Origin of the sequence: Sphingorhabdus sp. (assembly GCF_050921905.1) — a bacterium.
Lineage (GTDB): Bacteria > Pseudomonadota > Alphaproteobacteria > Sphingomonadales > Sphingomonadaceae > Sphingorhabdus_B.
Genome location: NZ_CP050888.1, coordinates 1,890,109 through 1,902,556, shown reverse-complemented (window position 1 = coordinate 1,902,556; position 12,448 = coordinate 1,890,109). Strand labels below are relative to the sequence as shown.

Here is a 12,448-nt window from a genome sequence, read left to right as displayed (position 1 = left end):
ATTCGTTTGAACATGATGCAAGGCGGGATCGTGATCCCTAGCCTTCTCCACATTCGTTGCGATCACAGGTGATGCATCGGCAATCGATGTGCGGATGCACGTCCTCCAACGCGGCCCATGGTGGGCGGCGCAAACGAAATGGAGGATGTCATGAACTTCAATCTCAACCGCAACGATCTTGCGACCAAATCCACCGCACAACTCGCGGCCTTGTTTCAAGATGCATCGCGCGCCATCACGGCGAGCAACGCGGCAATCGCATCGGCGCAATCGCTTCTCGCGATGATCAGCCTCGAACTTGGCCGCCGTGGTCCAGCGCCATAGCGACGCTGGCCACAAGCCCCGAAGGGGAGCGTTAGCTCCCCTTCTTGTTGGCAGGCTTTTCCTCGTTGATCCGCATGACGATCCGGCCATTGACGGGGATCGCATTGAGAGCGAGCGTGAAACCTTTGTTGTCCTTGGTTGCCCATGCGACGCCTATGTCAGTCCAGCGGGCGTTGTCACCGTCACCGGTTACATTGAACAAGCGGTGGCTCGGGCGGTTTGAGTTTGTGTCAGACATTTCAGTTCTCCTTGGTTTCCGCCGAAGGACAATTCCCTCGGCTACATGGGGAGACTCGTGACCTGACGTTGGAGGCGAGGATCAAAGGCTGAGCGCAGCGAACACGCGCGCGGAGCTGCACAAACGAAGTGCGGAAGCGAGCGGCCTTGATCCGAGACGCGGCTGGTCAAAAACCCATGAATGAATGCCGGTGGGAATGTCCGCTGCTCGGTGGTGATCTTAGGAGAACATGATCTGATACGACAAACTGCCCGCGCCACATTTCACTTTGGGTGACGGCTGATCGCCTATCGGTTGGCGATCTCGATGTCCGTGCCACCAGTGGCAACAATCGCTGCGTGCTCAATCATTCGCCGCATGGCCTTGTCGGTGAGATCAACGGAAACTTGGACGCCATTGATGGAGAGCTTCACGTCTTCGGTGACAATATCGACCGCGATGACCGCACCTGCGGCAATGGATTCTTTGAGAAGCGCATTGATGCGAAGACTGGTTTGCTGAGTCGGGCCTGGGCCTCTGTAGTTTCCAAACCGCCGTCGCAGATTCACCGACTCGCCGATATACACTTGCGATCTGTCGATACCGTCGAGACGGAGTCGATAAAGTCCAGCGCCGTTCGTGACGCTCGGGAATGCAACGTTGCCGTTTGCATCGAGAATAACATTGCCGAGCATTTTCCATTCGAAGGCCAGCGCAATGTCGTGCGCGGCTGCGGTCGGTGCAGCTTTCAATATGGTCACTTGTTCGCCATCGGCGATGGCGCGTCGTTCGGCCTTTGTGCGCAAAGGTTTTTGGCGGCGCGCGGGCAATGTGCTGCGAATGAATTTCACGGTGCTTGATTTGCGATTGATGTCGACGGTCGCCCATCCGCGCTTCAACCATGTTTCGTTATGACGTCCCTCGACTGGTGAATTGCTCCACCACGCATCATAGGTGCGGGCGCTCTTTGGCAACTTGCGATGGATAATCTGCTCGATTTGGTCAAAGCTCAAAGCGACGTGATCACTTGTCTGATCGTCGAGAAATTTTCCAAGCCTTTTATATGTTTTGCTCATCGAAACATTGAGCCATAATTATTCTATCGCTGCAATGCGCGTGATCAACGCGCATATCTCGCGCTCAAAAGAGCGCGAGTTGGCGTGATGCTGATGCGGTTTCGCGCCATGCGTGGGTGTGTGACATCTCGTCGATCCACGCTTCGACATAGGCCTCAGGTCCGCCCATGTGATCAACATTGCTGCGATTGATGAAGTGCGAACGATATCCGGTTTCGGTGATCGGGAGCGGCGCGCGTGCCGGCTTCACGCTTTCGACCTCAAGGTGCGCCATTGATTGTCCGTCGTCGAATGAGACGTAATCGGCGATCCAGCGAATTTCGATTTCGATGCCGTTCCAGTTTTTGTGAATGATTGCGTAGTCGGTTTTCATGTCTGCCTCCTTTGGCGTTTGGGTTCGTCCGGTGGACGGGGAGGCAAACGGCAGGGTTGGAAGGGGCAGCGTCACCGAAGGGGAACGGCCAACACGGGAGCCTGAATGAAATGAGGGCGAATGGATCGGGCAAGCCGTTGACGATGCACCGGCCCTGCCAACATTCCCGTCATCATCACCGGATGATCCCAAACGCGGGGCAGACAATGCAAAAGGCCGACAAGCGGCCCCACGTTAGAACGGCATTGAAATTGAAAGGCGGCCTAAGCCGCCTCTCGATGTTCGATCTGAGCGATGCTCTTGAGGTATTCGGCAGCTTTGTTGGCAGCACTCGCCGCCGTGAAGATTGCTTTGCGGTCGCCTTTCAGAATGCGCAGCCAGTGGCCGATATAGTCGGCATGATCGGCACGTGGTTCTGCGGTGATGCCAAGATCACCACAGAGGAACGCAGCGCCAAGCTCGGCAACCATTTCTTCCATCGCGTAGGCATCATCGCCAAAGCGTTCACCGAAGGTGCGCGCGCAACGTGTCTCCGCGCCTGACCAATGTGTCAGCTCGTGAAGCAACGTAGAATACCAACTTGTCGTCGCGGTGCTGGTCTTCGTGCCAACGAAGCGATGACGATCTGGCATCGTGATGCTGTCGGTTGTGCGATTGTAGAATGCACGTTCACCGGCAACGGTGATGTTCGCACCTGTGGATGCGATGAAGGCTTCGGCAGCAACGCATGGATCGATGCGATCAATCGACGGTTCGATTGTGGGAAGTTCGAAGCCATCGACCTGTGCGACGTTGAACACGCGCGATGCACGGGCAACGAAGAACCGATTGCCGCGATCATCATCATCGCCGGATGATTGCGCATCACGCTCATGCGGCTGGAGATCACGATAGAAAATGATGATGGAGGATTTCTCGCCCTTGCGGACTTGTGCGCCCTTCTCTTGCCACTGCCGATATGTGCCCCAGAGGCCGTGATCGAATTGCTGGCAATATGCCGATGCCCAGAGGGCGACGGTGTTGACGCCGCGATAGGCGTTCTTGCTTTCGACATTGGTGGGACGTTCGATTGATCCGCCTGCACGATGCCAGGGCATTTGCGGATGCTCGGCACCGGCTTCGATTGCGGCAATGATTTGATCGGTGATTGCTCCGTAAACGTCGAAGCGTTCTTTTGATGAAGTGGTCATGTCCTGATCTCCTTTCGCTGTATCCTGAGGACGCGAAGGAAGCAGGCTGGGGGAAAGTCGGACTGTCAGCCGAAGGCGAAACAGGCAACACGGGAGCCTGAATGCAATGGAGGCGAATGGATCGGGCAGCCTGTTGACGGGCAGACGCCCTCAGCCACGTTCGCGGCTAAGTCTCAGGGATGGTGGAAGGAAGGATAGGCCGTGGCCCGACCCCTTCGACAGGTCGGGATGTTAGTGCATAATCGGAATAGTAGCGTTCAGGCCCGTCGATTAGGCGGGGCGTTTGACGACGCCTGTTCCTCTAGCTGCGCCGAATGAAAGCAAGCGTTCGGGTGGCGAAGTTCGTAAGCTCCGCATCATTGATGTTCTCGGTCTGGTAGGTTGGGTTGGTATCGTGGTGGTAACGGTTGGCGTAATCCAACAGTGATCGCAGTTCGACCGTATCGGCTGGATTGAGTATCTGATTCGGCGTGTTCGCACGCTGCTGGCAAAGCGTCCAAAACTGTCCGACCATTGCACCTGGCGGAAAGTGATTTGGGTAAGCAACTCGGAGGAATGCCTCCAGCATGTAGCGTAGGTCTGCTGCGACCACCCGCTCTTGTGCGGGGTCTGCCTGCTGAACATACGCCGTAGCCCGTGCAAAGCGCCGGTCATGCTCAGTGATGCTATCGTGATCTACGTCCCACCGTTCCAACGTTGAGCCAACCGCTGCACGCGCTATCCTCATCGCCGTGCGGTCGTTGCGAGGCGCTGCCTTCCAAAGCGCGATCAAAAACGGTTTCGAGTGGGACAATACAATCACTTGCCGCACTCGATCCAAAAGACTCCTTATTTCCTGGATGGTCACAAGGGAGCGATGCTCATCGAGGCTGGTCATTGGGTCGTCGATCACAGCGATGACATTTGCCATATTTGCGTTCTGCTCCAGCGAGGCGAAGAAGAATGCCAAGGCCAAAGTGTTCCTGTCACCCGCGCTCAGCGCAGTTCGGAAGGACGGCCCAGCGTTGGTCGTGAGCGGCACATCTACGTTATTGATTACAACATTGTAGGTAGCGGACGAACCTCCACGGTTGTTTACCGCATTAACTCCGCCGAGGCGGAACCCGGCGTTAAACCGGCCAAGGTAGTTATTAATCGCCGCCTCGTAGGTCGGGAAGATGTTCTGGCGGTAGTTGTCGAGCGCGATGCGCGCCTGAACGCGAGCGGCTTCCGTTCCTTGCTTGGCGGCTTTTTCACCCAAAAATTCGTCGCATCGCGGTGCGATCTGGGGGCTGTGCCGCGATTGAATAGCCTTGAGCTTGTTCAAGTCGGCTGTCAGTGCGGCGACATTAGCAGCTTGGGCCTGCTCTTTCACAATAGCGATCTGTTCGTTCAGGCCGGTGAGTGAAGTCGAGACTTCGGCAATTTCAGTGCATTTTCCATGGAATACGTCGATGGCAGCAAGCGCCGAGGCATCTAGCGCAATCGCATCAAGGGGAGCTGTACGCTTCGCATTCAGCGCGCCGTGCACTGCATCACGGGCCGATTTCCATGCACGGGCAATGTCAGCGGTATCGACGGTAATCTCTGGCACATCAAGGAATTGTGCCCAAAAGCTTCGCCGCTGCAATGCCACGCCGATTTCGCGTTCAAAGGCAGCCGGAGCCTCCCCACTATGGGCCGTACTGATCTCACGGGTAGCCGATGCCAGTGCTACTTTCAGGGCGCTGTACTCTTCACTGAAATAGGCTTGATAGTGCTTGATGATGGCGGCGGTTGCTAGCGGCTGCGCACAGAATGGGCAGTCTTTTTCCTCCCAAAGCTGCCCCGACTCAGCGAGGATTGCGACACCCTCGCCAACCCAGCGCTCGCCGTTTCCGCCGATCATGCCCAAATGGGCTTGGACTCGGGCAGCAGCGTCAGCGTCGAGGGTCGCCATGCTGCGTGCCAGTAGTGCATTCAGGCCATCAACATCGAAAGCAGGGAGTGACAGCGGGGCGAATATCGGTTCGGCTTGGACTGCGGCTGCCGCTTGTGCGGCAGCAAGGGACCGTTCAGCCTCCGCGATACGCGCGTCTATATCAGCAACTGCTGGAAGGGCGCAGAAATCCTCAACTCCAAGGCCAAACCTAGCGTTGGCAGGGATCGCGGCCTCTTTCAGCCGCAACTGTTTGTTGTGCTCCTCGATAGCGACAACGTGGCCTTGCAATGCTCGATTAAGAGCAACGCCCTGAGCGCCCAAGATCAACTCATGAAGGTTCTGACGATGCCCCGGCTCGATCTCGATGCCGGAACAGATGTTTTCTGCCACGAACGCATCATCGAAGACGACGAGCTCCGGCAGCGGCGCGGACCATGCCCCGTTTTGGAATGTGTGCTGGAGACCGGGCCCGCTCTCGACCACAATCTGCGGCGGGGCGGCTGCCCCCACGCGATGACGGTCAGCAATCAACTTGGGATCGCCATTGCTCAAGGAACGGAGAATGGACGCCATCGTGGTTTTGCCACGTCCATTTTCCGCATACAGCATGGTGATACGGGAAAACGGCAATTGTGGCCCCGGCGCGACAGCCTCGAACTGGCCCACATTGCTGAATAGTGTGATATGACTGACCATTTTTATTCTCTTGATTAACCTGAATGATCAGCCGTTGAAGCAATCATATGGCTCATCATGTGCTCGACGTAGTCGGCTTTGTCCTCATCCTGGAACAGGATGTTGCGCGCCTCCATGTCGGGTTTCTCGACGCTCCACAGCATCCGCATCACGTGGGAAGGCGTGTTAGAGATGATGAAGCTGCTAAGCGTCACCGCCGGATCGCCCAAGCGCGCCTCGATGTCTTTGATCGTCCGGTAGAATTGAATCTTGGGGTCGCTGAAGCCGATGTTGCGGATGCCCTTCGGGTCGACGAACGTGATAAACTGCCGATCGCCGACGATCAGCCAGAGGATGAAGTCGGGATGGAAATTGCCAGCTTCAAAGAAGCCAACGCCGCGACCCTTGCTGAGATTGCGTAGCAAGTAGAGCTGCTTGTCAACGAAGAATGTTCCGGCGCTGTCGTGGTAGGCCTTTATGTCTTCTACAAGATTGCGCTCGCCCCTATTCAACGGAACCGGGCTGACCTCGATTATGTTTTGGTCGAGATAAATCAGCGGCTCATAGAGATGCTTGCCGAACCAAATGGCCTTCATGCCGCTGAATTCCCACGGCTTCAGTGCGCCTGATTCGATGGTGTTCTTCAGCTCGGTCAGCTTGCTGATGATCTCGGTTTGCGATTTATCGAGCAAGATGCGGTAGTAGCCTTCGCCGTCCTCGTCATGGCCTCTGGGGAAGTTCGGATCAGCTTCGGTCAGCTCCTGATATTCAAGGTGCGGCAATTCCCATTCGCGCTTGCGGAATGTGTAGTAGCGTTCGGTATATTTCTTCAGCAGCGCCAGTGCGATGTCCTCCCACAGACGGACCTTCTCAAAGGAGTCGCATGTCAGCTCCTCGGCTGGTATCAGCAGCTGATACCATGTCGGGTCAGTGAGTAGCGCTGTGATACTGTCGGCGCTGATGTTCAGGTTATACCAGCCGCGTTCAGCTTTGAATCGCTCCAGCTCGAAATAAAGCCGGTCGCGGTCAAGGAACGCGACGTGTTGGGCTGAAAGATGCGCTTCGTTCGGTGCGGCCTCGGTATCACCTCCGGCAACGCCGCGCGACTTCATCGCCTGAATCTTGGGATACCAATTCAGCACCACCTGGTTCTTTTGCAGATAGGCGGTCGCGGCATCGAAGACAGGGTCTGGCTTGGCGAGCGTCGGGATCGGCCCAAGCCGACGGAACGCGTCACCAAATTCGGTGTTGACCCCGTTGATCGTCTTTTTCAGTCGAATGGTTTTCAGTTTTTGCGTGCCAAGATTTTTGATGATCGGGAGCATGAACTCCTCGCGGTCATCGTTAACTGGCAGGCCTTCCTCTTCGAGAAAGTCACGGAACTGTGTCATATAGTCGGCGCGGATGCCGAAGATCGAAAGCGTCTCCAGCGCGCCGATATGACTGGGTCGCTGGACCTCGTCAGGAAGCTGCACCTTGCTGCTGCGCTTAAGGCTTGAATTATAGCCCTTTAGGCGCACCCCGCGTCCAAAAAGCTGGATGATCTGCGAGCCTTCTGTCTGCCCGACATTCATGAGGCCCATGGTACTGACGCGCCAACTGTTCCAGCCTTCGGTGAACTTCTTCGAGCCGATCAACAGATTGACCGGCGATGTGGGCGTATTGATGCCATGGAACAGCGATCCGGAGAATTCGCTGTCCTCCGTGGACAGACCATTGTCTTCACAAAGCTTCACCAACTTGGCGTCATCGCCGACGTTGATGACGCCAAACGGCACGCCGTCACCAACGCTCAACGCGATTTCACCGGTTGCACCCTTAATGTTCTCGACGTGCAGAACGCCCCCGCCGGGGGCGTTGAACATGACTGCCAAGGTCTCGTCGAAAATCTGGGTCGGGGAAAGGCCGATGGTGTTGAGATAGGCGAAGCGGCCAGCGAATAGATTCTTACCGCCTGCGGTCAGGAGGCCTTGGTTGAGCACTTGCTCGATCTGCTTGATGCTGTTCGCGCGGTTGCCCAGATAGCGGCTGAAGAATTTAAGAATTTCGATGATGTCCGACGCGTCACGCGATGCGAGCGTCTTGGTCACGCTGCCACCAACGAAAATCCAAAGCGGCTTTTCGATGTTGAACACGCGGAATGACGCCGCCTGTTCCTTGAAGAGCCGTTGCTGTTGGAAGAATGCCAACAGGCAGGCGATGAGATAGGTATCGAGATGGCTGGCCTGCGTCCCTTCGTCGAGGTTGAGGATCTGATAATCCTTGCCGAAGCCGTCACCATAGAAATAGCGGTAGGAGTAGTCGAACAGTGCGCTCTTGGCGTACAGGTCGGTCAGTGCCTTGTTGCCCTTCACCGCCTGGCCGAAGGTAGCGGAATATTCGAACGAAAAGCCTTTTTCGCACAGCGCGTTGCGGAAGCGCATCCATGCGCCTTCCTCGCCACCGGAAGCGCCGCGATGGCCTTCATCGACCAGCACGAGATTGTTGCCCTCGAAGGCATCGATGGCGATGGTCTTATCGCCCATCTCATCCTTCAGCTTGTGAATATCGAGGATTTCGATCCGCTGTCCGGCGAATAGGCCGCTACCGTCCTTCTGGAACAGCTCGGCTGGCAGGCCCGCTTCCTCGAATTCACGCAGATGCTGCTCGCTTAACCCTTCGTTGGGCGTGAGCAATATGATGCGGTTCAGCTCGCGGCGGCGGCCATGCTTTTCGAGATAGAATTGGTATTGCAGGATATTGGCATGCATCAGCAGCGTCTTGCCGCTACCAGTGGCGCTCCAATAGGCGAGCTTGTTAATCTGGGGCCACGCCTCGGCGCTGTCATCGAACGGGGCTACATGATCGCTCTCCGGTCGGTCGGCATTCATCGCCGCTACCTGCGCATTGATATCGGCGAGCAATGTCTTCGGATCGCGGAAATAGCGATCGAGATAGATTTCGGTGAACAGCAGGGTTAGATATTGAAAATATTTCCACACAATCGGCGCTTCGCCGCGCGTGATGCGACGTTCGTTCAGGCGCTGCGTGTGGCGGACGATGTTCTGGTCATACTCCAGTAGCAGCTCGGTCGGCAGCTGAGTCAGGTTGAACAGCTGCGCGGTCAGCGCATGATGGAAGTGGTGGACATTGTTCTCGTCCATCCCCTCCAGCTTTTCGTTGCGCAGATGCTCGGCGAGCTGCTCGAACTTCGTGACATTGAACAGTGAAAGTAACCACTGGTTCAGCGCGAGCTTGAAAACGAACGGGACCTGCGGCTGGCCGCGCCGCGCGCGCGGCGCTGCGGGCGCAGCGGCACCTGCTGCCGCATTGTTACGTGGGCGACCGCGCGGCATTACAGGCCCTCCGTATCGAACATCAGGCGGTGGAAATCCTCCTCGATCAGTCGAACCTTCCAGGTGTCGTCGGCAGCCTTCAGGTTTTCGAGATTGTTGTCGCCGTTGACGTAGATGAGATCGAACTCACTATCCTTGGCGGAGTAGCCAGCGCGCTTGAACCATTCGTCGAGAACCAGATTATCCTGTTCGGCAGCGCCGGTCAGCTTGCGCCAAATGATCAGCGTGCGGCGACCATCGGGCGTCGCGCCGGTGACAGTGCGGAACCACCATGGTGCAGCGGCATCCTGCCGCAGCCGTCCTTTTAGCTCCAATCGGCCTTCAGGATCACGGGCGAACTCGGCAGCGAAGACCTGTGGTGCGGCGATGCTCTGTACAGTCAGGCCAATCAACCAGTTGAATGTCTCAAGAAGGTCAACATTCACTCCGCGGCTCTCGTCCGAACCTGGCCGTTTCACCTTCAGCTTGTATGCGGTTGGATCGGCAAAGGCCTGCACGTTCAACAGCGACTGGCTGCCGCGCGTTTCCACGTCCAGCATGTAGCGGAGCATGTACTGCTCCTTCAAACCGTCTGCGCCCTGCGCGACTGGCAAAGCCAGTAGGTCAGCCTGTTTGGCAGTTCGGCTAGGAGCCAGATTGTTCAATGCGTCCTCATAGGACTCTAGGCGCTGGTATTTGACAAATTGTGACATACCGGCGTCGCGGCTAACCGGGTTGCCATCCCGCCATTGGGATGAATAGCCTGCTTTCAGAATTCGTGGTCGCAAAACTGAATCAAAATAGCTCTCAGCTTCAACGAGGAAAAACTTCCGCTGCCCGCCATCTTCGCGATTTAGATCAATAACTGCATGGGCTGTTGTTCCTGAGCCACCGAATAGATCGACAACAACGGCATCAAGGTCGTCTCCAACCACGCTGTGAAGGGCATCACGGGTCGCAAACAAAGACTTCGGATAGCCAAAGCTCTTTCGCTCACCTAGCATTGAGATAAGAAGGTTCGTGCCATGCGATGAGGCATCATATCGAGGATCGACCCAAACTGTTTTAGGCTTTCGACCTTCCTTAATGTGATCTTTGAGCTGTATCGACGGCCGCTCACCACCTACTTGGACGACAAATTCAGAAGAACGGGCTGCTTCCAATATTTTTGCACGATCAGACCAGCGCCAAACACGACGACCGCCATCACTGCTTATGGGCATGATGGTGATCGTATCCGCCGGAGCATCGCTCAGGAAGGATTCCACAGGAACTCGAAGAATTTCGAGACCGTCGCTTGCATAAGTCCAAACTTCGGAAGGCTCGTACTCGGCAGGATATGCATGAATACGAGCGCCACCCACACCTATAATCTTATTCTCTGACTTTGAAAAATAGATTGAAAACTCAGAGTTTGGTCGATCATCTGGCGTAGAAAGCCCACCACTCCGCCTAAAGGGCAGAAGTCGAAATTTTGCATCCCCTTCGGAATGCTTGAATCCACCTGCTTGCTCGTCGGTAAGCGGCTGATCAACGATTTTTGCCATCGATGGATTGATCGCATAGCATATGCAGTATTCATGACTTGTTGCAAAAAAACTGTTTATTCCCCTACCCCGAGGATTGCTCTGAACCACTACTGTTCCAATATAACGATCTGACCCGAAAATATTGTCCAACAAGCTTCTTAACCTGTATTCCTCTTCATCGTCTATAGTCACCATTAAAATGGCATCATCTTTCATGGTATGAGCCACGTCGCCGACGCGACCGGCAATCATAGAAAGCCATGATGAATGTCTGTAGCTATTCTTGTAAACAAATGTTTCTTCGGAGGTGTTGTAAGGAGGGTCGAGATAAACGCATTTAACTCGATCTTGATAGCGCAACGAAGCAAGTTTTATTGCTTGTTGATTTTCACCATGAATGAGGACACCAGAAATCGAACCATCAATTTCGTTGATCGATTGAATCAATCTTTCATTAAAAGACTGGTCAAAAAAAGCAGTGTCGATTGGTAGGCTACTATTTTGCTTTAGAAAGTTTAGAGATAATGGCGCAGAATAGCACTCTGTCATCATATCAGAATTGATTAGATCGATTGCGAATAGCCGCACCCACTCCTCACGCTGGGCATCATTCGCGGCGATCTCTGGATAGAAATCCTCCGGAATTCGGTCCAACGTGATGCAATATTGCGTTTCAACGACGAATTTCTTCTTGAGCCAGAGCTTCTTTTGGAAGTCCTCCAGCTGAGCGAGGAACTCGATGACCTTGCCTGCGATGCGGCGGATGACCTTGATTTTTGACAGATATTGTTCGACGCGCGGCGCGGTGTCGCTCTCGATATCGTCGAGGTGCATCACCTCGTTCTTGACGTAGAAATCCAGCTCGCGCCGCAGGAAGCCGCCCAGGTCTTTGTGGATGAAATAGTCGAAGGTGTTGCGCTTGGTGTAGCGGTTGAGATGCCCCTCCAACCGTGAATGGCCGGGGGTCTCGCCATGGATTGTTACATGCGGCTTGGCCAGCTCGGCTATCCAGTCCGCAAACGCTGCGTCGTTGACGGCGAGGATGCGCGCAACCGCTTGCGCGCTCAGGTCCTTCTGCGTCGGCGGCTTCTTTTTGCCGTCGCGCTCGGCTTCCGGCCAATCGATGAGTGTTGCCGGGCGATAAGCGAAACGCAGCACCAGATCGCCGTCTTCCACAGCGATAAAATCAGTTTCGGCCAGGATGAAAACGCGCTCCTTTCCTTCGGCGGCCTTCACATTGCCGTGCTCTCCTTCGGCTACATCAGCCAATCGGAAATGCACACGCATTGGCTTGGCCGCATCATCGGGACGGAGCCGGAAGGCATAGTCGCGCAGGTACTCGCTGGTCTTGATATAGTATTGGTCACGGTTGGCCCAATGCAGCTTCACTTCTTCCCCTTCGTAGGGGATGGCATAGACGCCGGGGCGATAGACGCGCTTGGCGAGGAAATCGCCTTCGGAATAATAGCGGCGGAAGAAGCTGAACAGGTGGTCGTACACCTCGTTTTCCAGCCCCCCGATATCGACCGCTTCATTGGCAAGTTTGTCGCGAAGTTCCTTGACCTTCGGCGATTGCTCGGGGTCCATGCCTGCCGCTTCGATACCGGCCATGAGCTTTTGTAGCTGCTGCTCCAGTTCGGCCTTGTCGGCGGTTTTGTAGAGTCCGAACGCCTCTTTCACCTGCGGCAACAGATCGACATCGAGAAACTGCGTCACCTCGGCGCTCTTGGCGTGCATGATGCGGTAGAGGCCGAAATCGAGATCAGGCTGGTCGAGTTGGAACAGCTCTTTCAGTAGGGTCTTCAGCTTGTCGAATTTCGGATTCATGTGGTCGCTCGGCTTCTCTGGTT

The 12,448-nt window shown here is 55.4% G+C and carries 8 protein-coding genes; 1 reads left to right on the top strand and 7 read right to left on the bottom strand.

Annotated elements, in window-relative coordinates; all coding sequences use genetic code 11:
- Positions 1 to 150 precede the first annotated feature (150 nt).
- Complete coding sequence (locus tag HEQ18_RS09200) at positions 151 to 324, top strand: hypothetical protein (RefSeq protein WP_432814481.1); 174 nt, start codon at positions 151 to 153, stop codon at positions 322 to 324.
- A 31-nt stretch (positions 325 to 355) separates the two neighbouring features.
- Here HEQ18_RS09200 and HEQ18_RS09195 read toward each other — a convergent pair whose 3' ends face one another.
- The 7 genes from HEQ18_RS09195 to HEQ18_RS09165 all read right to left on the bottom strand — a co-directional run bounded on the left by HEQ18_RS09195 (position 356) and on the right by HEQ18_RS09165 (position 12,425).
- Positions 356 to 562 carry a hypothetical protein gene (locus HEQ18_RS09195; RefSeq protein ID WP_432814480.1) on the bottom strand — a complete coding sequence of 69 codons (207 nt, stop codon included), beginning with the start codon at positions 560 to 562 and terminating at the stop codon, positions 356 to 358.
- 287 nt (positions 563 to 849) lie between these two features.
- Entirely contained in the window at positions 850 to 1,617 is a 768-nt protein-coding gene (locus HEQ18_RS09190; RefSeq protein WP_432814479.1) for a DUF7662 domain-containing protein, read from the bottom strand.
- 64 nt (positions 1,618 to 1,681) lie between these two features.
- On the bottom strand, positions 1,682 to 1,990 hold the full coding sequence (locus HEQ18_RS09185) for a hypothetical protein (protein ID WP_432814478.1): 309 nt from the start codon (positions 1,988 to 1,990) through the stop codon (positions 1,682 to 1,684).
- Positions 1,991 to 2,253: 263 nt separating this feature from the next.
- On the bottom strand, positions 2,254 to 3,180 hold the full coding sequence (locus tag HEQ18_RS09180) for an ArdC family protein (protein WP_432814477.1): 927 nt from the start codon (positions 3,178 to 3,180) through the stop codon (positions 2,254 to 2,256).
- A 301-nt stretch (positions 3,181 to 3,481) separates the two neighbouring features.
- Positions 3,482 to 5,776 (bottom strand): AAA family ATPase, encoded by a 2,295-nt coding sequence (locus HEQ18_RS09175; protein WP_432814476.1) that lies wholly within the window; start codon positions 5,774 to 5,776, stop codon positions 3,482 to 3,484.
- Between the two features lie 14 nt (positions 5,777 to 5,790).
- Positions 5,791 to 9,090: a DEAD/DEAH box helicase family protein gene (locus HEQ18_RS09170; RefSeq protein WP_432814475.1), complete on the bottom strand. Its 3,300-nt coding sequence runs from the start codon at positions 9,088 to 9,090 to the stop codon at positions 5,791 to 5,793.
- Complete coding sequence (locus HEQ18_RS09165) at positions 9,090 to 12,425, bottom strand: site-specific DNA-methyltransferase (RefSeq protein WP_432814474.1); 3,336 nt, start codon at positions 12,423 to 12,425, stop codon at positions 9,090 to 9,092. Before HEQ18_RS09165 ends, HEQ18_RS09170 begins: the two co-directional genes overlap by 1 nt.
- Between the last annotated feature and the right edge of the window lie 23 nt (positions 12,426 to 12,448).